The sequence below is a fragment of the Arthrobacter sp. MYb213 genome (assembly GCF_002979915.1).
In the GTDB taxonomy this organism is placed as follows: Bacteria; Actinomycetota; Actinomycetes; order Actinomycetales; family Micrococcaceae; genus Glutamicibacter.
The window spans coordinates 322,764-348,745 of the sequence record NZ_PCQA01000003.1; the positions used below are offsets into that span (position 1 = coordinate 322,764).

The 25,982-nt window shown below is 56.5% G+C and carries 20 protein-coding genes; 13 read left to right on the forward strand and 7 right to left on the reverse strand.

The features are described from left to right. Positions 1 to 19 precede the first annotated feature (19 nt). From CQ011_RS09005 to CQ011_RS09045, 9 genes are all read left to right on the forward strand, one after another. Positions 20 to 1,579, forward strand: coding sequence for an acyl-CoA carboxylase subunit beta (locus CQ011_RS09005; protein WP_105677026.1), 1,560 nt, complete (start codon positions 20 to 22; stop codon positions 1,577 to 1,579). 11 nt (positions 1,580 to 1,590) lie between these two features. Then, entirely contained in the window at positions 1,591 to 2,985 is a 1,395-nt protein-coding gene (locus CQ011_RS09010) for an acetyl-CoA carboxylase biotin carboxylase subunit (protein WP_105677030.1), read from the forward strand. 2 nt (positions 2,986 to 2,987) lie between these two features. Further along, positions 2,988 to 3,209 carry a biotin/lipoyl-binding carrier protein gene (locus tag CQ011_RS09015; RefSeq protein ID WP_105677033.1) on the forward strand — a complete coding sequence of 74 codons (222 nt, stop codon included), beginning with the start codon at positions 2,988 to 2,990 and terminating at the stop codon, positions 3,207 to 3,209. 4 nt (positions 3,210 to 3,213) lie between these two features. Beyond that, positions 3,214 to 4,218, forward strand: a complete 1,005-nt coding sequence (locus CQ011_RS09020) for an NADPH:quinone oxidoreductase family protein (protein ID WP_219844197.1) — start codon at positions 3,214 to 3,216, stop codon at positions 4,216 to 4,218. Between the two features lie 47 nt (positions 4,219 to 4,265). Then, positions 4,266 to 5,375 carry an ABC transporter substrate-binding protein gene (locus tag CQ011_RS09025; RefSeq protein WP_105677035.1) on the forward strand — a complete coding sequence of 370 codons (1,110 nt, stop codon included), beginning with the start codon at positions 4,266 to 4,268 and terminating at the stop codon, positions 5,373 to 5,375. A gap of 5 nt (positions 5,376 to 5,380) precedes the next feature. Continuing rightward, entirely contained in the window at positions 5,381 to 6,439 is a 1,059-nt protein-coding gene (locus CQ011_RS09030; RefSeq protein WP_105677038.1) for a phosphotransferase family protein, read from the forward strand. After that, positions 6,439 to 7,698 carry an acyl-CoA dehydrogenase family protein gene (locus tag CQ011_RS09035; protein ID WP_105677040.1) on the forward strand — a complete coding sequence of 420 codons (1,260 nt, stop codon included), beginning with the start codon at positions 6,439 to 6,441 and terminating at the stop codon, positions 7,696 to 7,698. Before CQ011_RS09030 ends, CQ011_RS09035 begins: the two co-directional genes overlap by 1 nt. Positions 7,699 to 7,987: 289 nt before the next feature. Then, entirely contained in the window at positions 7,988 to 9,004 is a 1,017-nt protein-coding gene (locus tag CQ011_RS09040) for a PDR/VanB family oxidoreductase (protein ID WP_105677620.1), read from the forward strand. 15 nt (positions 9,005 to 9,019) lie between these two features. After that, complete coding sequence (locus CQ011_RS09045) at positions 9,020 to 10,237, forward strand: cytochrome P450 (protein WP_105677042.1); 1,218 nt, start codon at positions 9,020 to 9,022, stop codon at positions 10,235 to 10,237. A 162-nt stretch (positions 10,238 to 10,399) separates the two neighbouring features. On the opposite strand, the gene CQ011_RS09050 is transcribed toward CQ011_RS09045, so the two are convergent. Next, the gene (locus CQ011_RS09050; protein WP_105677046.1) at positions 10,400 to 11,602 is read right to left on the reverse strand and encodes an acetyl-CoA C-acyltransferase; all 1,203 of its coding nucleotides are present in this window, start codon (positions 11,600 to 11,602) and stop codon (positions 10,400 to 10,402) included. A 250-nt stretch (positions 11,603 to 11,852) separates the two neighbouring features. Here CQ011_RS09050 and CQ011_RS09055 point away from each other — a divergent pair, with 250 nt between their 5' ends. Beyond that, positions 11,853 to 14,678 (forward strand): helix-turn-helix transcriptional regulator, encoded by a 2,826-nt coding sequence (locus tag CQ011_RS09055; RefSeq protein WP_105677051.1) that lies wholly within the window; start codon positions 11,853 to 11,855, stop codon positions 14,676 to 14,678. Between the two features lie 70 nt (positions 14,679 to 14,748). On the opposite strand, the gene CQ011_RS09060 is transcribed toward CQ011_RS09055, so the two are convergent. Genes CQ011_RS09060 through CQ011_RS09070 form a run of 3 tightly spaced genes read right to left on the reverse strand, consistent with a single transcriptional unit; the run spans position 14,749 to position 16,684 of the window. After that, positions 14,749 to 15,225 carry a MaoC family dehydratase gene (locus tag CQ011_RS09060; protein WP_105677055.1) on the reverse strand — a complete coding sequence of 159 codons (477 nt, stop codon included), beginning with the start codon at positions 15,223 to 15,225 and terminating at the stop codon, positions 14,749 to 14,751. Then, complete coding sequence (gene fabG, locus CQ011_RS09065; RefSeq protein WP_105677059.1) at positions 15,222 to 15,980, reverse strand: 3-oxoacyl-ACP reductase FabG; 759 nt, start codon at positions 15,978 to 15,980, stop codon at positions 15,222 to 15,224. The genes CQ011_RS09060 and fabG overlap by 4 nt, the downstream gene beginning before the upstream one ends. Positions 15,981 to 16,030: 50 nt before the next feature. Next, entirely contained in the window at positions 16,031 to 16,684 is a 654-nt protein-coding gene (locus CQ011_RS09070; RefSeq protein WP_105677621.1) for a histidine phosphatase family protein, read from the reverse strand. Positions 16,685 to 16,856: 172 nt separating this feature from the next. Between CQ011_RS09070 and CQ011_RS09075 the strand changes: the two genes are divergently transcribed. The 3 genes from CQ011_RS09075 (at position 16,857) to CQ011_RS09085 (ending at position 20,720) form a co-directional block, all read left to right on the forward strand. Further along, positions 16,857 to 17,663 (forward strand): oxepin-CoA hydrolase, alternative type, encoded by an 807-nt coding sequence (locus tag CQ011_RS09075; protein ID WP_105677064.1) that lies wholly within the window; start codon positions 16,857 to 16,859, stop codon positions 17,661 to 17,663. A gap of 404 nt (positions 17,664 to 18,067) precedes the next feature. Next, entirely contained in the window at positions 18,068 to 19,417 is a 1,350-nt protein-coding gene (locus tag CQ011_RS09080; RefSeq protein WP_219844198.1) for an MFS transporter, read from the forward strand. 94 nt (positions 19,418 to 19,511) lie between these two features. Continuing rightward, on the forward strand, positions 19,512 to 20,720 hold the full coding sequence (locus CQ011_RS09085; RefSeq protein WP_105677073.1) for an acyl-CoA dehydrogenase family protein: 1,209 nt from the start codon (positions 19,512 to 19,514) through the stop codon (positions 20,718 to 20,720). Between the two features lie 213 nt (positions 20,721 to 20,933). Here CQ011_RS09085 and CQ011_RS09090 read toward each other — a convergent pair whose 3' ends face one another. From CQ011_RS09090 to CQ011_RS18040, 3 genes are read right to left on the reverse strand one after another with little or no spacing between them, the layout of a single operon-like run. Beyond that, positions 20,934 to 21,305 (reverse strand): universal stress protein, encoded by a 372-nt coding sequence (locus tag CQ011_RS09090; protein ID WP_105677075.1) that lies wholly within the window; start codon positions 21,303 to 21,305, stop codon positions 20,934 to 20,936. A gap of 27 nt (positions 21,306 to 21,332) precedes the next feature. Beyond that, a complete protein-coding gene (locus tag CQ011_RS09095) occupies positions 21,333 to 23,504 on the reverse strand; it encodes a tripartite tricarboxylate transporter permease (RefSeq protein ID WP_105677077.1) in 2,172 nt (723 codons plus the stop codon). 10 nt (positions 23,505 to 23,514) lie between these two features. Further along, positions 23,515 to 25,836, reverse strand: a complete 2,322-nt coding sequence (locus CQ011_RS18040) for a PrpF domain-containing protein (protein ID WP_286161142.1) — start codon at positions 25,834 to 25,836, stop codon at positions 23,515 to 23,517. Positions 25,837 to 25,982 lie beyond the last annotated feature (146 nt).

A 25,982-nucleotide genomic window follows, 5' to 3' on the forward strand; every position in this document is an offset into this window, starting at 1 on the left:
CCAATGAAGGATCAGTGACATGACACAGCAAGCAACCAAGCCCGAGGATGAAAAACTCACCCGCGAGCAAGAGCATGAAAACCGTCGTCTGGCCGCCCTGGCCATGGGCGGAAGTAAGAAGCTCGAAACCCGACGGGCCAAGGGTGAACTTAACGCCCGCGAACGCATCGCCTTGCTCTTAGACCCCGGAACTTTCCGCGAGTCAGGATTGTTTGTCACCTCCTCGGTCCCGGGAGACCGCGACAAAACCCCTGCCGACGGAAAGATCACCGGCAGCGGGCAGATCGATAATCGCCGCGCCAGTGTCATCGCCTATGACTTCACCGTCAAAGGCTCCTCGTCGTCGCCGACAAGTAACAAGAAAATGTCCCACTTCAAGGAACTGGTAGTCAAAACCGGTCAACCGTTGATCTACCTGTCCGAGTCCACCGGGGTACGCATGCCAGATGCCATGGGTGGCTCCGGAATGGGCAGCGCCAACGGCAAGACCCGCTTCCTGCGTCAGCGCGAAAGCCCGTGGGTTTCCGCGGCCTTTGGTTACTGCTTTGGTTCGGCCGCTTGGCACACCATGGCCTCGGACTTCGCGGTCTTCCGCAAGGGTGCGGTGCTCGCAGTATCTAGCCCCAACCTGGTCGCTCGCGCCACCGGGCAGCAAGTGGATCCGCAAGAACTCGGTGGCTGGAAGATGCATTCGGAAGTCACCGGATTTGCCGATGCGGTGGCCTCTAGCGATGAGGAAGCGGTTGAACTGATCCGCCGCTTCCTGTCCTACCTTCCCTCACACAATGGCGAAACCGCACCGCTGGCACCGGTGCCTACCGGTTCCGGGGACCGTGCCGATGAGATCCGCAGCATCGTTCCGGAAGAGCGCACCAAAACCTATGACGTGCGTAAGGTGATCGAGTTGGTAGTTGATACCGGATCGATGTTCCCGATCAAGGCACGCTACGGCAAGTCCTTGGTCACCGCGTTGGCGCGCATTGGCGGCCAATCGGTGGGCATCATAGCCAACAACCCGATGTTTAAAGGCGGCGCCCTAGATGGGGCGGCCTGCGACAAGGCCACCAGCTTTTTGGTGATGTGCGATTCGTACAACATCCCGATTATTCACCTGGTGGATCAGCCCGGATTCCTCATTGGCTTGGAAGCAGAACGCAACAAGGTCGCAGGGAAAATCATTAACTGGATGAACGCTCTGTCATTGGTGACCGTTCCCAAAATCGCGGTAACCATGCGCAAAAACTACGGTCAGGCGCTGATCAATATGGGCGGCGGCGGCACCGCAGATTCCACCGCAGGCTGGTGGTCTTCAGAGGTGAGCTTCATGGATCCAACCTCCGCGGTATCGGTGGTTCACGGCGTTGACAAGGAAACCGACCCGGAACTTTACGAACTGCGTCTGGCCGAAATGAACAAGGGCACCACCGCCTATGACACAGCCCAGGTCTTCGGATTTGAGCAGGTTATCGACCCGGCCGAAACTCGCGAATACATCCTCGGTGCGCTGAGCGACCACTACCGTGCCCGAAGCAACGGTGTGGGCGAACACCTGCTGCGAACCTGGCCAACGAGTTTCTAAGGAGAAAAACCATGAATACTTTTCCCGAAAGTTTGCTGATCGCCAACCGTGGCGAAATTGCCCGTCGCATCATTCGTACCGCAAATCAGCTCGGCGTGCGTACCATCGCGGTATATCACAAGGTTGATGCGTCCCTTCCGTACGTGGCCGAGGCGAGCGAAGCCGTCGAGTTGACCGGTGAGATTCCGGTGCAGGCTTATCTAGATGGCGCGCAGATCGTCAAGATTGCCCAGGCTACAGGCGCGACCTCGGTACACCCGGGGTACGGGTTCTTGGCAGAAAACGCAGGATTCGCCCGGGCCGTGGCGCAAGCGGGCCTGACCTGGGTTGGGCCTTCGGCCGAAATCATCGAGGTGATGGGCGACAAGGTTGAATCCCGGCGTGCGGTGGCTGCGGCCGGCGTGCCAATCAGCGGGGATGCCGGCGCAGCGCTGGAGACCGGGGATGAAGCCGTGGCCGAAGCCGAACGTGTGGGTTATCCGGTGATGGTCAAGGCCTCGGCAGGCGGTGGAGGTATCGGCATGGCCGTGGCGCACACGGCGGAGGAACTGCGTGTGGCTTTCGAAAATACAAAATCCATGGCCGGACGCAGCTTCGGCTCGGATCGCGTTTTTGTGGAACGCTTTGTTGCTTCGGCCCGTCACGTAGAAATCCAGGTCCTAGGCCTTGATGACGGAACCATCATCGCCTTCGGCGAACGTGACTGCTCCACACAACGTCGGCACCAAAAGTTGGTTGAGGAATCGCCGGCACCGCACCTGGATCCGGCGGTGCGTGCACAGCTGCGCGAGGCAGCGATCGCGGCAGCCGGTTCGGTGGGCTACCGTAACGCGGGCACCGTGGAATTTTTGCTCGATACCGTCAGCGGTGACTTTGTATTCCTTGAAATGAATACCCGTATTCAGGTGGAACACCCGATCACCGAGATGACCCACGGTGTTGATTTGATCGAGCAGCAGTTGAGCATCGCCGCAACGGGTAGCACTACCAGCGGATTTGACCCACAGCAGCAAGGCCATGCATTTGAATTGCGGATCTGTGCTGAAGACCCGAAGAAGTTCTTCCCACGTCCCGGCCCCATCGATGGGTGGAGCGAACCAACAGGTCCAGGGATCCGTGTGGATTCCGGGTACCAGGCAGGCACCGAAGTCACCCAGCACTTTGACTCCTTGGTAGCCAAGGCCTGTGCGTGGGGCGAGAACCGTGAGGAGGCCTTGGCCCGTGCCACACAAGCCTTGAGTGATTTTTCCATCCAAGGATTGGTAACCAACCAGCCGTTCTTAAAATCCATTCTGGAAACCGAAGAATTTATTGCCGGACAGTACGATACCGGGCTGGTTGAAACAATCCAGCAGCGTCTCAAAGCCCAAGCAAAACTCGAAAAACTCGCACAAAGGAGCGCCTGATCATGGCAGAGACAATCAATGCAGACATGGGAGCAAACGTCTGGAAGATCTTGGTTAAAGAGGGAGACCAGGTTGAAGAAGACCAGGTGTTCTTGATTCTAGAAGCCATGAAAATGGAGATCCCGGTGATGGCAGAAGACGCCGGTACCGTCGGGCGCATTCACGTTGCCGAGGGTGATGTGGTTGCCAGTGGGCAACCGCTACTCGACTTCGAGGAGGAGTAAAACCATGACTCTTCCAAGCACGCTGAAGGCCTGGTCCGTCACCGAGCTGGGCGAACCAGCGTCTGTACTCGAACTGCGTGATATCGACGTGCCCACACCCGGTGTGGGCCAAGTAGCGGTCCGAGTTCTCGCCTCGGCCGCAAACTTTCCCGACGTACTCATGTGCCGTGGCATTTACCAGGTGAAGCCGGACCTTCCATTTACCCCGGGGCGAGAGGTCTGCGCCGAGGTAGTGGCTACCGGGCCAGAGGTAACTCGCGCCGCGGTAGGCGATCGAGTATTGGGCTTGACCACCTTGCCGTACGGGGGATTTGCCCAGTACGCGCTGATGGACCAGTCGAAGGTGCATCAGGCTCCTGCCTCATTAGATAACGCTCAAGCCTCCTGTCTCTTCATTGGCTACCAGACCGGTTGGTTCGCCTTGCACCGACTGGCACGTATCGCTGCGGGGGAGACCTTGTTGGTCCATGCAGCCGCCGGTGGTGTGGGGTCGGCAGCTATTCAGTTGGGTAAGGCCGCCGGTGCCACAGTCATTGGCGTGGTCGGTGGCCAGGCCAAAGCCGAATATGCGCGCAAGCTCGGTGCCGATCTGGTGATCGATCGCCGAAGCGAAGATTTTGTGCAAGCGGTCAAGGACGCCACCGATGGCCGTGGAGCGGATGTCATTTATGACCCCGTGGGCGGAGATACCTACCAGCGTTCTACCAAATGCATTGCCTTTGAAGGACGAATAATCGTGGTCGGTTTTGCCGGCGGTGAGATTCAGAGTGCAAAACTCAACCATGCATTGGTGAAGAACTACTCGATTATGGGCATCCACTGGGGCCTGTATAACGACCGCAAGCCGGAACTGGTAGATCAATGCCACGCCGAATTGACCAAGCTGGCTGATGCCGGACTAATTAGCCCGTTTGTTTCCGAGCGTTTCACCCTCGATGGAGTCCCGGACGCGTTGCAACGCCTGGCCGATGGCCAGACAGTTGGCCGCGTCGTCATGGAGTCCGTCTAAAACCCAATGCACGTTTACACCGCACGCATCACAACACAGGAGTAGAAATGTTTGACTCAGGAAACTCAAGGTCCGCTGCCGGCGGGCTGCAACTGCTCAACGGCGCGGTATCTCGGCGCTCGTTATTGAAATTTGTCGGTCTTGGAGCTGCGGCTGTTGGCTCGGCGTCGTTGCTGACTGCGTGTGGTGGATCTGGAAAAGGTGACCTGACAAAGTTTGGTGTGGCAGCGTTCCCCGGTGACTCATTCTTTATCGACACGGCCAACCTGGCCAATAAGGATTATGCGAACCATGGACTAGATGTCCCCAAACATCTGACTCCACAAAGTGGTGTGCAGTCTTACCAGCTGTTGGTTGCCGGAGCCATTGACGGTCTGGCCTCAGACACCGGCTTGCTGATGGCAACGCACGCAAATAGCTCAGAAGGCAAACGTCCGGTACTCGTCGGTTTCCGCACCCCCGAGACCTCCTATGGGATTGTCACCGGAGAAGGTTTCTCAGCTCCGCCTGCGTCGGCCAGCTTCGAAGAAAAGATGGCCTCCTTGAAGGGCAAAAAGGTCGGTGTGACAAGTGTCGGTTCCGGTAGCGACCTGCAGCTGAAACTGGCGTTGGAGTTGGCTGGCATGAAGTATTCGGATGTGACCGCGCTAGCCGTGGGAACCACTGCCAATGCCATTCCAAATCTGAAGCAGAAGCGCGTGGACGCTTATGTGACTGTGCAGTGGACTTCCACCCGCTATGTTGCCAAGGAAACAGGAGGCTCGGTGCTTCTAGACTTTGCCGAACAAAACGTCCCGGCAAAGTTGCGTGATCAAGCGGTCTTGGCGGTTGCGGTGCGTGAAGAGATGGCGCAGCAGAAGCCGGACCTGGTCAAACAGTGGATGGAATGTCAGTGGGATGCGCATCATTGGATCTTAGAAAAGCCAGAGGAAGCCGCGGCGCTGCTCAATAAGAGTGCCTTGGGCGATTCATCCCCGGAAATCGCGCGCGAATATATTGAGCATTACGCCCAGTCCATCGCTCCGAAACTTCAAGACATGTTTAAGGTCAAAAAAGAAACGGTGGTGCAGATGGCCGGGGTGGCGCAGAGCTTCGGAAGCATCAAGAAGGGGCAGATCACCTACGAGACGCTCGTCCCCGAATTTGCGAGGGCGTGAGTTTGATGGTTGAAAACGCGACAAGCACGCTTTCCCCAACCGGACTGGATCTGGACAAACTGCGTCATTGGTTGGATGCCGAACGCCCGGGTTTGGTGACGGGTCAGCTGCGTGCGACCCTGATCCAGGGTGGACGCTCAAATCTGACCTATGATCTTAGCGACGGCGTGAACAACTGGATTATTCGCCGTCCGCCGTTGGGCGAAATCATGGCAACAGCCCACGACATGCGGCGCGAATACACGATCGCGGCGGCTTTGGAAGCTACCGATGTGCCGGTGGCAAAGATGATTGCCTACTGCAATGACAAAGACGTGGTGGGTGCCGACTTCTACGTTATGGAACGCGTAGCTGGCGTGCCATATAGGTATGCCGAGGAGATTCGCCCGCTGGGCGCTCAACGCACCGCGGCTATTGGTACCGAATTGATTCGCACGCTAGCAAAACTGCACCGTGTTGACCCAGCAGTCGTGGGGCTGGAGAAATTTGGTCGTCCCGAAGGCTTCCTTTCCCGTCAGGTCAACAGGTGGAAAAAACAGTTAGATGCTTCCCATACCCGTGAGCTTCCCGGAGCCGAGGAACTGTACAACAAATTGGTGCAGCTTGTTCCTAGCGAATCGGCCACAGGTATTGTGCATGGAGATTTCCGCCTAGACAACGTGTTGATGGGTGCCGATGATATGCCGGCTGCGGTCATCGACTGGGAGATGGCAACCTTGGGGGATCCACTCTTGGACCTTGCCTTGATGCTGACCTACCAGCGCCGGGCACGGATCATCTCAACCTGGGATTCCGCCGATCCGGCCACCAAGGATGTCACCTTGGCGGACGGATACCCCTCGGAAGAAGAAATCATGGCCATTTATGAACGGGAAAGTGGCCGTTCACTGGATAAGTTTGGTTTTCATCTGGGATTGGCCTGTTTCAAACTGGCAGGTATCGCCGAAGGGGTGCGCTACCGGCACCTGAACGGACAAATGGTAGGCGAAGGATTTGAAGACAGTGGAAACACCGTTCCACTGCTCCTAGAGCTTGGGCTTGAATCACTAAAGGAGTACAAGTAATGGAATTCGCACATGACGAGCGCACCGAAGCGCTGATGGTAGAGCTCACCGATTTTATGGAATCTCACGTATACCCCGCAGAACTAGGGTATGCCGAAGAGTTGGCGAGCATGGAAAACACCCATGCTTTCACGGATTCTCCCACCATGAAGCGGCTACAGGCCGAGGCCAGACGCCGTGGCTTGTGGAACCTCTTCCTGCCGGGTACCGAGGGGGCCGGACTTACTAACTTGCAGTACGCCCCGTTGGCCGAAATTACCGGTCGTAGCAAGTTCTTGGCACCAGCGGCGTTGAACTGTTCAGCTCCGGACACCGGGAATATGGAACTGCTATCAATGTTTGGCACCGAGGAACAAAAGAGGCAGTGGCTTGAGCCGTTGTTGGAAGGCGAAATCCGTTCGGCCTTCGCGATGACCGAACCGGATGTGGCTTCCTCGGATGCCACGAATGTGGAAACACGAATTGAACGCGACGGTGATGACTATGTCATCAATGGGCGTAAGTGGTTCATCTCTGGTGCGATGAACCCCAACTGTAAATTGTTCATTGTCATGGGCAAAACCGATCCGAGCGCCCACCGCCACCGCCAGCAGAGCCAGATTCTGGTTCCGCGTGACACCCCGGGGGTGAAGGTAGTCCGTGCTATGGAAGTGTTGGGTTACAGCGATAATCATTCAGGCGGACACGCAGAGGTGCTGTTTGAGAATGTTCGGGTGCCGGTAGGTAACCTCATCGGCGGCGAGGGCGAAGGTTTCGCGATAGCTCAGGCACGTCTGGGTCCAGGCCGTATCCACCACTGCATGCGTGCAATCGGCATGGCTGAACGCGCCATCGACATGATGTGCGCGCGAGCCGATGAACGGGTCGCCTTCGGCAAACAGCTCAGCGAACAAGGCGTGATCCGTGACTGGATCGCCGAATCCCGCGTGCGTATTGAACAGTTGCGTCTGATGGTGCTGAAGACCGCGTGGTTGATGGATACCGTAGGTAATAAGGGTGCCCACACTGAAATTCAGGCGATTAAGATTGCCACACCGGCAGCCGTGGAATGGATCATCGACAAGGCGATCCAGATCCATGGGGCTGGTGGCCTCTCCCAAGACTTCATCCTTGCCGAATCCGCGGCCTACGTGCGCACCTTGCGTTTTGCTGACGGCCCCGATGAGGTACATAAGAACGCCTTGGCACGTAATGAGCTCAAGGCTCAGCGGGCACGTCGTGAGGCTTCGGCGCAACGCAGTGTGCAGCCGGTGGGCTAAGCTTTTTTCTTCGCGAATGATCCCTCGTCATCTTGTGTGGCGGGGGATCTTCCGCATGCCCGGCGTTGTTCCTTGTTGCGTGTGTGACGTCCGGGAAGACGAAGACTAAAGCACCCGAAGAGCCGGGGAATAACCGAGTGAGCCGTTGAATTGGGAAAGGTGGTTCCCGTCGAATGGTTACGTGGCAGGGCAGCGAACTCGGGTTCGCCTAAGGGTGCAACCTTGAGCTATCGCGACGATAGGTCATGTGATGTTGCTTACGGCTAGTGAAAAGGTGCAAGCTCTAGTCATGCCTACTAATGTTGCCTCGAACCAGATTGATGAATCTGCGGCCGCCCAACCAAAAAGTAGCCGCCCTGGCGTTAGGTCGCTGCGGGTGGCCCGCAAGGAATTGCTCGCCGAGGGCGTGGTTCGTTTGCGCCTTGAAGAGCCACACGGAGCGCGCGTTCCGGATTGGGGCCCCGGCGCTCATATTGAGCTGGTACTGCCGGTTTCTGAGGGTGAATCACTCTCCCGGCACTATTCACTGTGCGGGGATCGCGGGGATGCCAATGCTTATGAAGTGGCAGTACTCAACGAGCCTAACTCCCGTGGCGGCTCGCGCTATATCCATGAGGTGCTCGCCGAAGGGGACATAGTCACCGTCGGTACACCACGCAATAACTTTTTTCTTTCTCAAGCCGAACGGTTCGAGTTCATTGCCGGTGGCATTGGAATCACGCCAATTATGACAATGATTGCGGCCGCGGAAAAGTTGGGAATCGACTGGCATCTGCACTATGGCGGACGCAACCGTGACTCCATGGCATTCCTCAAAGAACTCGAAGCCTATGGAGACAAGATCACTATTTGGCCGCAGGATGAAATGGGCCACCTGAACTTGAGCTTCTTAGAAACCATGCCTCAAGGCGGGCGGGTTTACTGTTGCGGACCTGAACCTTTGCTCAACGCGGTCAAGGGTGCCGCCGCTAACTGGCCGGACTGGGCCGTGCGGTTTGAACGCTTCGTGGCCGCAACTTTGGAGGCTCCGGTACGTACCGAGCCATTTGAACTTGAACTTGAGGTGTCTCAAAAGACTGTCACCGTGAAACCCGATGAGACGGTGCTCTCCGCACTATCGGATGCGGGTATTCCGGTGCTTGCCTCATGTATGGAAGGGGTATGCGGAACCTGCGAGGTCAGCGTCCTGCGCGGCACCCCCGAACACCGTGACTCGTTGCTCAACGACGCCGAACGAGCCAAAAACGACCGAATGTTTGTCTGTGTTTCGCGTGCGGTCTCCGACCGTCTCGTATTAGATCTTTAAGGTAAGGGGAAAACCATGTCGACGATTGCAAATTGCCCGGCCCACAACTCCAGTGCTCCAACGCTTGCGGAGGATCCGTTCTCCTTTGAGAACCTTGAAGATCCGTTGCCGTTCCAGCAACGGCTCAGAGATGCCGGACCGGTCGCCTATCTGCCGCAATACGGGGTGTACGCCATTGGACGCTTTGCAGAACTATCCAGCACGCTGGAAAACTGGCAAGAAATGATCTCCGGGTCTGGCGTTGGCATGCACGAACCGTGGCGCGCCCGCGGTCTATTGCAGATGGACCCACCAGAACATGACGCCCCGCGCGAGGTGCTTCAAGAGATCCTCTCCTCACGAGCCCTGCGAGCGCTGCGCGAATCTTGCCTGGAACGTGCGGACTCAGTGATTTCCCCACTGCTTGATGGTGCGCAGAGCGGTGGTCAAGTAGAGCTCGATGCTTACCGCGACATTGCCTCGGTGATGCCGGTGAACTTCTTCCCCGACGCCTCGGGCATCTCCGAAGAGGGACGCGAAAACTTGGTGCCTTACGCGGACCACATTTTTAATGCAGGAGGACCGCGCAATGAGTTGTATAAGAAAGGCGAATGTAGGGCCGAAGAGCTAGGCCAGTGGGCTAACGATAAATGCCAGCGGGATGCGTTGAAGCCCGAGGGGTTTGGTGCAGATATCTGGGCCGCGGCCGACCGTGGGGATATCACCCACGAATTTGCGCCATTGTTGACCCGTTCCCTGCTCAGTGCGGGAGTGGACACCACGGTGTACGGCATTACCGGGCTACTGTATGCCCTAGCAACTAACCCAGACCAGTGGGCAGCGCTAAAGGCGAATCCGGGCTTAGCTCGCGTTGCCTTTGATGAGTCTCTGCGCTGGATTGCCCCGGTACAGTACCTGTTCCGAAAGGCTGGAACAGACGTGCGCATTGGCTCTCAGGTGATCCCCGAAGGTACCCGCGTGCTGCTCAGTTACGGGGCCGCGAACCGTGACCCGCGTCGTTGGGACAACCCAGATAAATTCGATCTGAGCCGCGATCCTTCCGGACATCTGGCCTTTGGCATGGGAATTCACCAGTGCGTTGGCCAGCACGCTGCGCGCCTTCAGGCTGCTTGTCTGCTGGAGAAGCTGATAGAACGCGTGGAACGTATTGAGCTGTCCGGTGAGGTCGAATACAACCACAACAACGCCTTGCGCGGGTGGGGTGCGGTACCACTGCGTTTGACCCTCAGCTAATAAGCATAACTACCTAAGCGCTCACCGACGGATTAACCTGCGGTGAGCGCTTGAGTTCTGTCTGGACGGTAACCAACTGACAATCCACAAAGCCGGTCGACTCATCTCCATACGGGTTGAGCCGACCGGCTTAGGTTTTGTTAATACTTGTTGCTGATGACCCTAGCGTGCCACTTCAAAAAGGCCAGCGGCCCCCATTCCGCCACCAACACACATGGAAATCACTACGAACTGCTCGTCGCGGCGCCGACCTTCCAAAAGCGCACTGCCCAACGCGCGCGACCCGGTCATCCCGTAGGGGTGACCCAGTGCGATAGCTCCGCCGTTAACATTCATCTTCTCCGGGTCTATGCCAAGGAAGTCCCGGCAATAAACCGCCTGCGCACCAAAAGCCTCGTTGAGCTCCCAGACCCCGATATCTTCAATTCTTAACCCATGCAGGCGCAGCAGTTTAGGGATTGCGGTGACCGGACCGATACCCATTTCCTCTGGTTCGCAACCGGTCACCGTCATACCTTTATAGAACCCCAACGGGGTTAGGCCCAACGATGATGCATATTCGCTATCCATCAGCACCTGCGCCGAAGCGCCATCGGATAGCTGCGAGGCGTTGCCCGCAGTCACCGTGGGATGCGCGGTGAACTCGCCGGGTTTTAGCACCGTGCGCAGTCCGGCTAATGATTCGTGAGTTGTTCCTGGACGTATTCCCTCATCATGGCTCAGCAGTTGTTCAAACTCGCTGACCTCACCGGTCTCCTTGTTGGTCTTGAGCGTGGTGACCTGGATGGGTGCAATTTCTTGGGCGAAGATACCGTTTTCCTGCGCATGGAGCGCACGCTGCTGAGAAACGGCCCCCATCTGGTCTTGGCGTTCACGGCTGACCGCATAGCGTTCTGAGACGAGTTCTGCGGTGCGAAGCATCGGCAGGTAGGTGCCCGGACGGTGCTCTTCAATCCACGGATCTTGGCGTCGATAGTTGTTGAGGTGTTCGTTCTGAACCAGTGAGATAGATTCCACGCCGCCACCGACGACTACCTGCATGCCATCAACGAGAATTTGCTTCGCCGCGGTGGCCACGGCCATGAGCCCCGAGGAACACTGCCGGTCCATGCTTTGCCCCGGCACGCTGGTTGGAAGTCCGGCGCGCAACGCACCCTGCCGACCAATATTTGATCCGGTAGTCCCTTGCTGCACTGCGCACCCGAGGATGACATCTTCTACCGTTGCAGAATCTATGCCGGCCCGCTCAATCGCCGCAGAAATGGCGTGTCCGGCGAGCTCTTGTGCCGAGGTGTTGTTGAAGGCACCGCGATAAGCCTTACCTATCGGGGTGCGAGCTGTCGAAACGATCGCTGCTTGACGCATATTGACTCCTTTGGCTGAGGTTAAGATCAAAGTTGGTGTGTTTGCTCGCTCTAAAGTCCTCTGCGAGTCCCTATGTATTAGCTTGTCAGAGCGGAGTATCGCGCGACTATGGGGTTCCTCCTAGACTTCGGAGCGCAAAGCCCTATGGGTTGCGAGCGCTACCAGCTCGAGGCAACAACTTCGGCGTTGCGGCAGGCAACTATGTGACCTGCACCGCACGCGGCTCATGGTGGGCAGATAGACTGCTGGCATGGATATTCATGGTGAAATACGGGCACGCCTCGATGCCGCCATGGATCATGTGGGTAGCGCAGCGGCAACAACTTTTCTCCTCCACGGTGAAGGCGGCATCGGTAAAACGCAGCTACTGCGCTCATTGCTAAAACGCGCCGCCCTCGCAGGGTGGCGAACCATGTACACCGCCGCCCACGATTACGACCGAGACCTCGCCTATGCAACCCTGCGCAATGTGACCGCGACGGTTGAAAACGCAGAATTACCCGCGGATGTTCGGGCGATCAGCGAACAGCTACGGTCAGCCCTAGATGAGCTGGCCATGACCGGCACCATCGGTGCACCTTCTACGGAATTGCACAGCCCACCGCTGACGCTTTTTACCCGTTTGGTGCGTGCTTTAAGTTTTTCGGCCCCCGTGCTGTTAGTCATTGATGACGCACACCTTTCAGACGAAGATAGTTTGATGGCCCTGACGCTGGCAGCCCGGCACCTTGTGGGGCGCAAGCTAATGTTGGTTTTCGCATCACGTACTGCCCCATGGATTTCAGGTCAGTACTTACACGCCACCATAGGTCATCTGGTCAGCGAACATGAGGGTACGGTGCTTGAACTTCACCCTGCGGTGGGCGAAAGCCTGGCGACCTTGGCCGCTACAATTCTGGGCGCACAGCCGGAGGCTCGGCTGTGCGGGTATCTTGCAGAACGCACCCGCGGTAACGCATTACTGGTACAGGAGACGCTCCGAGCCTTGCAAAGTGCCGGAGCGGTACGCATTGAGCAATCTAGGGCCTACCTCGTGGATGACTCGCCTCCCATGTTTTCGCGCCATGAGGCGCTACTGCGCAGGGTGTTTTCAAGTACCGATACCGAATTTGAGGTTGCCAGGCATATTGCGGTCTGTGGCCGAGTGGATCTGGACTACTTGCCATTATTGGCGCAGCTCACCGGGTTTTCGGCGCAACGAGTGGCCAGTTCCTTTGATGCGTTGGTGGGAACCGGAGCGCTCATCCAAACGACCGGTGGATGGTACGAATTTAGTCACCCGCTCATAGGCGAACTGCTCTACGAAGGTATCGGTCCGGCCAGCCGGCGCACCATCCACGCCGCCGTTGCGCAGCACTGCTCAATGGGTTCCCCTCAGCTGCGCATGACTCAGCTTGAACGCGACAGGCACTTGGTTGAAGGGGCCGCTCGAGGGGACACCGTGGCGATAAGCACGGCCTTGCGCACCGCGGACCAGGTGCTGCGGACCTCGCCGCTTTCGGCCGCACGCTGGTATGAGCGTTCTCTGGCGGTCATTCCTACGGGAAGTCAACAGATCGGTGAAGCGCTCAGCCGTCAAACCATTGCTTACTGGAAGGGATCTCGTCCCACCCAAGCAATCTCCGCCGGGCAACGGGCGCTAAATATACTGCAACCCGGGCGCAGCCTAGACCGCACGGTAGCGACCATGGTGAATTGTTTTAACTCAATGGGACAACTGCAGCAAGCCGACGATTTACTGGCCCAGCAGCTGCCGCATGTGCTGAACCCAGCAGCCTATCTGGCGCAGCGTGCCGCGATGCTTGCTCGGCTCGGTAAGTGTAAACAGGCTCGGTCTCTGATGAGTGAAGCGTGGGAGAAAGTCGCAAGTTGTCCACCCTCGGACCAAGTGATCGCCTACACCTATCTGGGACAGGCAGAATGCAGCATTGGAACATTCGACAAGCTTCGAGCAGCAGTTAATTCTCTGGAAGAACTGGGCCACAATGATCTGGAATTGCCTAGTGGAGCCCGAACTAGCGCGTTTGAATCGGCCGCCCATAACGCCGCGCTAGCCTCGGACACCGCCCACAGCATCCGGTTATTGGAGCTTTCCCAAGAATCCTCATTACTCGCGGGATTCGAAGATATTGGGGGACAAGCGGGGCTGGCCCGCTGCCTTGCGCTATTTCAGCAAGGACAATGGACCCAAGCGATGCACACCATTGCCAAGGAAGCTGTGCACCTAGAATTCTCTGGGCTTCGGAGCAACCTGACACGTCTGCGGATGGTGGAATTTCAGATCCTGCTCGGCAGAGCTGAGTTTTCCCGGGCGCAAGAAGCGTTGGAGCGCACTAAACCTAAAATCGTGGGAACGAGCGACTTTGCCCTCTGGCAGAGCGCAAGAGCCAGACTCGACGTGGCCATGGCACGCACGCTCCAAGCGATCCCGATGCTAGAACAACAGCTAGCCCATGCCCGGGAGCACGGTTGGAATGAAGTCTTCACGATGGCCAGCGCAAGTCTCATCGAGGCTTATCTGGCCAGCTCCATGGAGCACCAAGCACGCAAGCTAGCCGAAGAATTATCTGCGCATGCTCAGCACACCAAAATGCCACGAGACCAAGGGGTGGCAACTGTGTTTAGTGCGCTATGCAGTCAAGAGCTCGGTGCCGCACAACTATCCGTGGACACGGCCGAAGCCTCAGGTTATGAATTCCTGGCGGCACAAGGGCAATTCGCGTTGGCTCTGGCCGGACGCGAGGTGCAGGAAAACCTGAGTTCTGCGTGGAAAAAGTTTAAGAAAATGGAAGCTTCTCTATGGCTTAAACGCGTTGAAGCGGCAGCACGAGAGAACGGAGTTCTCTTAGCACGGACAAGCAATCGGTCAGTTGAAGGTGGGCAGCTGACCGAGGTGGAACGGCAACTGATCACCATGCTGGCCGAGGGATTGAGCAATAAGCAGCTCGCCGAAGTGCTCAGTTACAGTAATAAAACCATTGAAGCTTATCTGACCAAGCTTTACCGCAAGAGCGGGTACCCGTCGCGAGTTGAACTGATCGTGGCCTATGAGCGTGGCGATCTACAAATGTCCTAGCCAGCGGATTCGTGGCCCGCCAGAACTTGGAAATTTTACCGCGGGCCACGAGATCACATTGTGCAGATAATTATTTGTTATCGCTGGGGTAGTAGAGACGTGAAACAACCTCGGCCACACAGCCTGGTTTTTTTATCTCGCCGTTTCGTTCTTGTTCAACGGTGATCTGAACTACCGACTGTGCCCAGTGCTCGGCACGTTCCAGAGACAAAAGCTTCACCCGGCCGCGCACCCGCGAATCGACTAGCACCGGTGCGGGATAGCGGACCTTATTTGACCCATAATTGACGCCCATCGCCACCCCGTTGACCTGGTAGGTTTCGAATTTGAACCCCGAGACCAAGGACAACGTCAGGTAGCCATGCACTAAAGTCGCACCGTACGGGCCAGATGCTGCCCGTTCGGGATCGGTGTGGATCCATTGATGGTCGTTGGTCACCTCAGCGAAGGAGTTTATATCGTCTTGGGTGATGGTCCGCCAATCGGTCACTCCTATTTCTTGCCCGACAACTTGTTCAAACTCGTCGATGCTTTCAAAGATTTTCATGCCTTCGGCCCGCCTGCCACGTAGAGCACCTGACCGGAGACGAAACCCGCCTGATCGTTGGCGAAGAATGAGACGGCGTTGGAAATGTCTGTTGGCTTTCCCGAGCGGCGTACCGGAATCTCTGCGGCGCGTGCCGCGGTAAAATCCTCAAAGCTCATCCCCATGCGCTCGGCAGTCGCCGCCGTCATCTCCGTTTCGATGAACCCGGGGGCGATCGCGTTGGCGGTGACACCGAACGGACCAAGTTCCAATGCCAAGGTCTTGGTGAAGCCTTGTAAGCCAGCCTTGGCTGCCGAGTAATTGGCCTGGCCGCGGTTTCCTAGGGCCGAAGTGCTGGAGAGGTTGATGATTCGACCCCACTTGGCTTCCACCATGTATTTCTGCGTTGCCCGCGACATTAAGAAGGAACCACGCAGATGGACGTTCATGACCAAATCCCAGTCGCTGACCTGCATCTTGAAGAGTAGATTGTCGCGGATAATTCCGGCGTTGTTCACCAACACGGTAGGTGCACCCAGCTGCGTTGCAACCTGTTCAACCGCGGCGCTAACAGCCTTTTCATCAGACACATCCGCCTTGATGCCCAAAGCCTTATGCCCGAGGCCGCGCAGTTCTGCGGTGATGCTTTCGATACCTTTTTCATCCAGGTCAAGGATGGCAACATTCATCCCATCGGCGGCCAGTCGGCGAGCCACTTCTGCTCCGATGCCGCGTCCTGCGCCGGTGATGATTGCCGTGCGTTGTACCTCAGTCATGTTCAGACCTTTCGTCTGCCCGCAGGCAGGATAAATGTGTAAAAGTATTCTTAGCGGTAGGTAACCCAATTGCCCGGTAAATGACCATGATCGTTAAAACTGACCAAGGTGGTCCCGGAAGAACCTGCAACGATCTTGCTGACCCCCGAATTTACCGTCACGCGGTTCAAAGCGAGCCACTGGTCAAAGCCGCCACTAATCAACTGTGCGGCGGTCCAAGCGATGGCACCTGAACTGGACACTACGACGGCGCTCTGCCCGGAGCCTAGACCCGTCAGGGCATTGATCAAGGCGGTGCGCACACGCGAGGTAAAAGCCGTGAAGGTCTCTGCATAGTCGTCATCGTGATTCCCCGAAGCCCAGCGCGCCGAAGCCTTTTCAAGGATTCGTTGAAAAGCTCGACTATCGGTTTGAGCTTCCGGATCTTGCTGGGGATATGCCGCGATGAGGTTGGCGGCACTGAATTCGTCCCACCCGGTATCGGTAGTTATCGGCAGATCCCACTGTGCGCTACCGATAATCTCCTGCATGGTCTGCTGTTGGCGAACCATATTCCCGGTCAGCACCCGCGAAGGGCTGATGTTTAGCGCACGAAGCTGATGGCCCAGTGCTCTTGATTGCTGGTGGCCACGCTCAGAGAGCAGGTCATAGTTCAGGGAACCGAAGGATGCTTGTCCGTGACGGACTAAATATAGGACGCTCACATTCAGGACGCTATCGGCAAACTTGACCAAATAGTACCCTTAGCAGGGTCTTGAATCGATGTAGGGGGAATACCCTACGCCTGTGGTGGACCCTGCGCGAAGAACGCCCGATAGATTGGTGCGCACAGTTCCTTCTCGCGAAGGAAACCGCCATCTCGATGAGGAGACCAGAGTGAATCGCCGCGCTGAACATGACGTGTTACTGACCGAAATCATAGGCGAAGTGCTTGTCCTAAGTATTAATTCGACCGCCACCCGCAACTCAGTGGGGCCAGAGTTTTTTCTGGCGGCTACCAAATGCATCAATGCAGCCGGAGCCAACAGAAAGGTTGGTGCAATTGTGCTTACCGGCGTGGGCCGGTTCTTTTCTTCCGGTGGCAACCTGAAACAACTAGACCTGATAGGCCAGAGCACCGTGAAGGTGAGACGGGCACGGCTGGAATTGTTGCATGAGCTGATTCGCGAAATTAGGACCTGCCCCAAACCCGTCATCATGGCGGTCGAAGGTGGTGCCGCCGGTGCTGGAATGTCTTTGGCGCTTGCCGGTGATCTGCTGGTATCGAGCAACACCGCTTTTTTCAGCGCGGCCTACATCAAGGCGGGTTTGAGCCCAGATGGTGGCTTGACGGCTTCCCTCGCCCAGTGCCTGCCTCGTCAGTTGTTTACCGAAATGTGTTTGCTGGGGCAACGGATCGAGGCGAAGCGCCTGCACCAGCTCGGCGTGGTGAATGTACTTACCGAACCAGGAGATGCGCAGCGGGCCGCCGTGGCGCTGGGGGAACAACTTGCTCACGGTCCCCGCAGAGCAACCGCGAGGATTCTTGAGTTGTGTCAAAGTGCTAGCGCGAACAGTTTTGAACAGCAGCTGGAAGCGGAGGCCCAAGCGATGGTCGCAAGTCTGGCTGATACTGAGTCCACGGAGGGAATCGCCGCGGTGATGGAACGTCGCCTGCCCGAATTTAGAGATTTGCGTCGTTAGAGCTCAGGTATCACCGTGATCGGTACTTCAACCGCCCAAATGGAATGGCCTACTCACGAAATGGTCCTCGCAGGAGGAGTGAAGTCTGCAAAAATCACGGATCTAACCTTGGATAACCGCTAATTATCGGGTGGACAGAGTGGTTCGCAAGGTTTCTAAAAAGCGTATAATCGAATAGATCTAATGTGTCAAGGCTCACACCTTGCGATTTGTTCTTTGCTCCAGTTGGGTCGCCTTGAGCGATTTATTGCGAGCACCCTCGTTGCTAATGTGGTCTGCGTTACATGATCTGGCTTATTTATTCACGGTATTGATCTGATTTTTCGCGTTACCGTCAGAGCCCTCAAGAAGACGTGCGACTCACGAAGCGACGATGAATCAAGAACAGTGAAGAGGTGTATCCCTTGTCAGTACCTGTGATGCTTTCCGGTAGCACGAAGATGGTTAAGACGCCCAAAAACAGCAAAAACTGGGGTTTGGTGGTGTTGCTTCTGATCTTCTTCACCATGAACTTTGCAGACAAGGCTGCCGTGGGGCTCGCCAGCGAACAGATTCGCGAGAGCATGAATTTGAATGCGGCGCAGTACGGCATGCTCTCCAGCGCATTCTTCTGGCTTTTCGCCGTCGGCGCGGTGGTACTGACCGCAGTACTTAAACGGATCTCCTATAACTGGGCCGCGGGCATCTTGATGCTCACGTGGATTATGAGCATGCTTCCTGTCACGGTACCGACCACCTTCGGTGTTTTACTGACTAGTCGCATCCTCCTAGGATTCTTCGAAAGCCCAGCTCACGCTTTGGTTCAGTCGATCTTGCATGAAAGATTCCCGCCAGAGAAACGTGCGCTTGCCGGTGCCATTGTGAACTCTGGTTCATCAGTTGGCCCCTTGCTTGCTGCCCCGGCCCTCACCTGGGTCATCTTGACCTGGGACTGGCATGCATCATTCATTCTCTTATCGGCCATCAGCGTCCTTTGGCTTATTGTCTGGATGGCATATGCCGACAAGCTGCCATTCTTTAAGCCCAAAGGCGGGGTACACGCCAAGCAGGACGTTTACGACAGTAATGCCGACATTAACGTGCCCTTCAGCCGCCTGCTGATGTCTCGTAGCTTCTGGGGGTTGGCAGCGTTGTCTTTCTCGGGATACCTGATTAGCTCGCTGAAGGTGACTTGGCTTCCTTCGTTCCTCCACGAGGGGCTTGGCTACAGCACCGAAATGGTGGGCCTGCTGGTCCCGATTCCTTATGCGGTGGCAATTGTCATCCTCATTTCGGCGGGCATAGTCTCTGGTCGTTTGCTGAAGAAGGGCTATTCGTCCCGAGTGGCACGGTCCTTTTTGACCGCAGGCTTCCTGTTGTTCTCCGGGGTTTGCATGATGCTCTTTGCCGAGCTTCCACCCGGACCACTACAGCTTGCGATGGTGGTTGCCGCGTTCTCTATCAACTCGGTGGCATTCACTATCGGCTTTGCCGGAGCCTCGGACTTCTTACCAGCGCGTCAACGGACCGCATTTTTTGGCTGCATCATTGCCCTATATAGCGTCGCCGGAATGATCGCACCCTTGGGTTTGGGCATCGTTGTTGAACTGGCTGCGACCCCCACCGAAGGGTATGCCAACGGCTTCTTTGTTGTCGGTATCTTGATCTGCGTCTTTGGCGTTGCTGGTGGGCTTTTGCTCGATCCGGCCAGAGAGCGCGAGCGGTTGTTGTTGCTCACCCAAAAATATGAGGAAGAAAAGGCACAACGCGCCTAAATACCTACGCTCAAAGCTTCCAGAGCATTGCGCGATTTCCCCGGGCCGACGTGCCTAAACGTCGGCGAAAACTTTTCGACAGGAAAGACGACTCATGACAGATTTTCTTGACAACCCGGATTACCTTTTACTGGATGCAGAGCTCAGCGATAACGATCTAGCCCTCAGAGACCGGGTGCGTTCCTTCGGGGTGCAGCGCATTGAGCCAATCATCAATGATTATTGGGAACGGGCGGAATTTCCTCATGAGCTCATTCCCGGGTTGCGTGATCTTGGAATTGTTGGCACCTTCATCCAAGGTTATGGTTGCCCCGGGTTCACCCGTCACGCTGCGGGAATTGTCGCCCGTGAAATGGGGCGTATTGATGGTTCGGTCAATACCTTCTTGGGAGTACATTCAAACCTCTGCATGGGCTCCATCTATATGCTCGGTAATGAGGAACAGCGCCAACGGTGGCTACCAGCAATGGCGCGACTTGAAAAAACCGGTGCATTTGCCCTGACAGAACCAAACCACGGATCAGATTCGGTCTCACTGGAAACCTCTGCTCGTCGAGAAGGAGATGTTTGGGTCCTCAACGGCCACAAGCGCTGGATCGGCAACGGGCATGAGGCCGATGTAATAGTGCTCTACGCCCGCGACGAAGCAGACGGAAACGTCAAGGCATTCATTGTCGAACGAGAAGAAAACGGTCATTACCCTGACGGTTACCGCCCCACACCTATTGCAGGAAAAATGGCCAAACGAGCCATCTTGCAAGCCGATATTCTCATTGAGAATCTCCGTGTACCTGTCGAAAACCAACTCGAGCACTGCGAGTCCTTTGCCGGTGTAAACCGCGTGTTAAAAGCGACCCGCGGCGGCGCTTCGTGGGAGGCGGTAGGTCACGGCATGGCCGCCTTTGAAATGGCAACTCGTTATGCACTGCAGCGTGAACAATTTGGGGCGCCAATTGCCAGTTATCAGCTGGTTCAGGAAAAACTCTCCACCATGCTCTCGGAATTAACGAGTATGCAACTAATGTGCACTCGCATGGCCCAGTTGCAGGAGCGCGACGAACTAACCGCTCCGATGGCTTCAATGATTAAAATGACCACCTCACGCACCGCTCTGCGGATGTGCCGCGAGGCCCGCGACATGATGGCAGGTAATGGGTTGCTCTTGGAAAACCATGTGGCAAGACACCTGACCGATATGGAAGTCGTGTCTACCTATGAGGGGACCGATTCGATGCAGGCGCTTATTGTCGGGCGAGACATTACCGGAATTTCAGCGTTCACACGCAAACAGTCCAACAAATAATCAGTAGTCAGACTTCGCCGATCGGTGTCCGAAAGAGTGACGATAACCGCGCAGGGAGAACACAAATTCTGGATTTTCGTCGCTGGGCGTGAGCCATTTAGCGCGTCAATCCGCAGTTGCATCGAAAAGTAAGCGACAATAAAGGAGCTTCGCGAGATGAAAATTCATTTCTCGAAGCTCCTTTATTGTGCGGGACTTCAACAGTCGAGTTCGTTAGCTTTTGACTGCCAGCACCGGACAGCCAGCCTCGATCAAAATGCGCTGGGCGATGCTTCCCATCAGTAGTTTTCCCACTCGTGAGCGTTTGCGTAGCCCTAAGACGATCATCGAAACTTCGTGTTCCTGTTCGGCTTGAAGCACGAAGTCGGCGCCGTCATGAACCATCGGGTTCGGTGGCAAGATCTGAACTGGCACACCGAAATCCATCAAGGTGTTTAGGTCTATACCTAGCTGATCTTCGGTCACCTGTCCTTTTTCAAGATTGGCGACCAACAACGAATCCTGTGACTTATGTGCCTCGGCTAATCCGCGGCGTATGGCAGCGCGCCCCGACTCGGTGTCGCTATAACAAGCCAAGATGGCCATGTGCTTCTCCTTTTCGAATGGTGTGGACTACAACCACGAGGTCAAGATCCCCTGGGGGAGATCGATAGGTAGCAATGATGGCAGTGCCAGCATCAGGATAAAGAAGACAAGGGTGTAGATGATTGTCGTCTTAATTTTTGCCCTAGCTACCAGTAACAAGAACGCCGGGATGAAGATTGATATCGCTGCCAGGTAGCCGATAAGTCCGGTCAGCAACAAGAAGCCGGCCATCCAGGCGAAGGTACGGAATGCGAAGGACGCATCTTGGGTCCAACCTGCGCCCCAACCAAACTTACCGGTCTTTGGCAGGTCACCGGACTGAATTCCACCCGGACCAGCCGGCTTCAACTGAGCTGGGCTGCCGGCAGCCACTGACCCGGAAGGGCTTTGCGCGGTGCCGCTGGTGGCATGCGTCGAAGCCAGCTGGAGGCTTTGACCTGGTGCGGTCGCGTAAGCGCTCGCGTTCACATTGACTCGGCGCAGTGAGGCCAGAGAAATCTTTCGTAAGCTCAGCTCCTGCAGTATCAACACCACTGCCATGATCACTCCGATCCAACCGACAAGTTGCGGTACCAATCGAGCGTCAGGGGAGTAACCGGCCGACATGACCAGGGTGCTGGTGAAGATCACCAGTAGCACGGCGGCGGTCACCAAGGACCAGACCGAGTTCTTTAGTGGTGCTTCTGGATCAGGAGCACTCTCAGACTTTGGATCATCATCAGCGTTCAACTTACGGCGAGCACGTACCCACTTGAAGACGTTCCAAAGAATTGGAAGGAGAAGAATCGCGATGAACACCATGGTGCCCGGACGTAGCATCCATTCGAAACCTTCGTACAGGCTATCGGTGAGGAAGTAGTAGCGTTCCAGCGGGATGGCCAGCACAAAGCCGATGAGGAATGGTGCGCGAGGGAAACCGGTGGACTTCAACAGCCAGCCTGCAACACCGAGGAGCAACATGACCCACAGGTCACCGATCTGGCCACCGTCCTGGAAGGAACCTAGCAACATGACAACTACCAAGCCGGCAGCCAAAATGGCGAAGGGAACCTTGGTCAGTGAAGAGAGCGGACGCACGGTCAAGAAGCAGAACAGTGCACCCAATACCGAGGCAATCGCGAAGGACCAGATGATCAAGTACATCAGGTCTAGGTGTTCGTTGATAATACTTGGACCGGGCTGAATGCCATAGGTCAGCAGCATGCCAAGAAGCATTGCTGAAGGTACGCCGCCTGGGATGCCGAACAGGAAGGTAGGGATCAGGTCGCCGGCTTCCACCGAGTTATTTGCGCTTTCCGGTCCGACGATTCCGCGAGGGTCGCCCTTACCGAACTGAGTCTTATCTTTGGCGGTAGCAACTGCCTGACCATAGGCCAACCAGGTGCCTGCGGTAGCGCCGACGCCGGGAAGAATACCGGCCCAGATACCAATGAGACCGCCGCGTAGTACCTGGCTCCAGTGTGTGAGCCATTCACGGATACCTTCACCCCATCCGCCGTCAACCTTCACCTGCGTCTTATCGCCGCGGCGCTGGCTTGCACGAGAAGCGATTTCAGCGAGACCGAAGACGCCCAAGGCTACCGCGACTAGGGACAAACCATCACCTAAGAAGAGTGATCCGAAGGTGAAGCGTTCTTCGGCGGTGGTAGGTGAGGTGCCAATCATGCCGACCATCAAACCAAGTACGCCTGCGGTCAGTCCCTTGATGACATTTCCTCGGGAGAGAACCGCTGCCAAGGCCACACCGAGCACGGTGAGCATGAATAGCTCTGGGCTGGCGAACGACAGGACCAGTGGACGAGCCAAAGGAATGGCTAGGGTCAGGCCGATGGCGCCAATGACGCCGCCTGCCATAGAGGAGAGGAAAGCCAGGCTCAAGGCCCGTTTAGCCTGTCCCTTTTTAGCCATGGAATACCCGTCAAGCATGGTGACCGACGCCGAGGCAGAACCCGGGGCGCCTAGCAATACCGCAGAGACGGTATCCGAGGTGTGCACTACGGCAAGGGCGCCGATGAGCATTGCCAGCGCGGGGGCTGGTTCCATGCCGAAGGTAATCGGCAACAAGATGGCTACGGCGGCGGTGCCGCCTAGGCCAGGAATGAGTCCCATGACCAGGCCGGCAACTACACCTACCAGCAGCATCAGCAGCAAGGCAGGATCCGTCAGCGAAACCAATGCGGTCATTGCAGAATCTAACATTGTTCGCTCCTTAGTGAATTTCTATTTCGTAGGAGTCCTTGAGCAAGTTGGTGACGTAGCTCTTGGTCTCCTCACTGACGGTGTAGGCTTCCTTAACTCGCTCTGCGAGCTGGTCATCGGCAACGATCGGGTAACCGCCAAGGATGTCTTCGGCGCGATCGTTGAACTCTTTATTCTCCGAAAGCTCATGGGCCGATTCGCGTAAGAGGTCAATGGATTCGGCCGGTGCATCGTGTGGAGCCCACAAACCCTTTTGGTAGGTGTAGGTCAACCCGAGCAGCGTGCGGTAGGCCTCAAGTTTTTCGCCTTCTGGTGCTTGTCCATGAATTTTTTCGTAGGCTTCCACCACGGTCGGAACATCGGGGAAGTTTGGGTCCCGAACAATTTCGCCCTTGTCATTGAGCTGACCAAAAGACATCAATACTTTCGCCGAACCATCTTCTGCAATCGGACGGACTGCCGAGTCATAGGAGGAGGTGGTGGTGTAGTCGATATCTACCTCTCCTCGCTGCAGCGCCAGGTTGACTGGTCCGCGACCTTCAAAGCCGAAGGTGGAAGAAATGTCGGCGTCCAACAGATCAAAGGCGACCAAGGTGGTTAGATCCAAGCCGGTGGCGGCAATGCCGCCAAAGACTAGTGGCTTGTCGCGGTCCACCAGATCTTTGACACTGTTGATCCCTGCATCGGTGCGTCCGTAGATGACCCCGCCGGTGCCGTTGACCATAATTGGTTCGAGTTTGTCGAAGGAGTAACGCACCACGTCACGTCCCAAGACCCAGGGCACCACCGTGGTGGCGGTGCTGACCAGCAGCTCGGTCCCGTTATCGTTGGCCGAGCTGGCAAAACGATTACTTCCGGTAATTCCTTCGCCGCCGGACTCGTTGACCGGGGCGAACCCCGGCACTCCGGGGATCTCGTGGATGAGTTCTTGACCGATGAAACGAGCCCAGGTGTCGGTGCCGCCGCCTTCGGCTAGCGGGATGACTACTTCGAGTGTTTCTCCGGCGTAGTCGCCATCGGTGGTAGTGGCAGGAGGATTGAGCAAGCCACCTCCGAGCAGGGTAGCTCCGAGACCCAGTGCTGCGAAAATTGCGACGGAGGCGAAGACCGTACGGCGCTTATGTGGTGCCGGATCGGGTTGCTCTGCGTCATCCACTTCGGTGATCAGCGGTTCATCAAATTCTACGAGATCAGAATTTAGCTGCATGCTTGCAGGTACCGATTCGCTGCCTTCTACTGGGTCAAAGCTCAGTGTTGCCTGTGCCAGCAGCCGCGCGGTCCGCGTGGTGCCAACCACCTCGTCGCCAGCGATGTCCCGATGCCAGGTTTCGATGACTCCGGCCGGTGATTGGAGGCGTAGCTTCTCGGTGATGGGTTTGGTCAAGAGCGCGTCGATGACCGAGCCCTCGGTTCGAGCCGCAAGGGTCAAGCCGACGCTGCCGGTGATTGCTAACGCCGGGTGCGGTGCACCCATGGAGAGCATCATGACGTTGAAGTCGCAGTCTGAATTTGCTTCGCTCGCGGTGACGATGGCGAGCTTAGGGATAGCCCGTTGCGCCGATTGTGCATCGGTGGCCAAACCCATGGCTACGGCTCCGGCACGGCGAATTTGATCTAGCCGGTCAAGCTCGGTCAGTGATTCGGTGGGCCACGAGGCGAAGTCCAGGTTGTTCAACTGTGCGTCGGTGGCGTTGATGATGACCAGTGGAGCGCCGGCATCTAGCAAGGCGGCGGTGACCGTCTGGGCGGTCTCATCCTGCGAGGATCCGATGCTGAGCGTGGTTCGTGGCTCACCGGTGGGTAGTAGTTTGCCGGTAGTTCCGCCAGCGGGGTTCACAAAGCCAATTTCTACCGCTTCGCCGGGGAAGGGTACGCCTGGGATGTAGGTGTTTGCTGGTAGGTCGGTTGCCGGTGCGGCAATTCGTTCGTGTAGCACCTGTCCGGTGTTGGTATTGCGGATGTTTACCGAGACTTCGCCGTTAACTGCACTAACCCAGCCTTGGTCAAGTGCGTAGGGCGCGATGACCGCAGAGCAGTTTCCGCAGTTACTGCCCCAATCGACCACTGCCTGTTCGATACCAACCTGCGCAAAGGTGTAATCAACGTCGATTCCAGGTTCATTGCTTGGGCTGAGGATGACGGCCTTGCTGGTCGTGGAGCTTCCACCACCTACGCCGTCGATTTGGCGTGGGTCGGGAGAGCCGAAGAGCCGTAGAAGCACCTCGTCAACGGTAAAGCCTGGGATCTGGAGCGCGCTCCGCTCGAACACCCAGCATTTGCTGGTTCCCCCACGCATCCAGGTTGCCTTAACTATTCGTTTAATTGGACTCACCTAATCTATCGAGATCATCATGCCGACACTATTTGTGACGCGAGGCACGTTTCCTATGTCTCGATAATCCAGCAACTGAGACTGTAATAGTAGTTACCAATATTGAATTAGGGTGAAGTGATACTTCATTTGTTGCATTTTCTAGG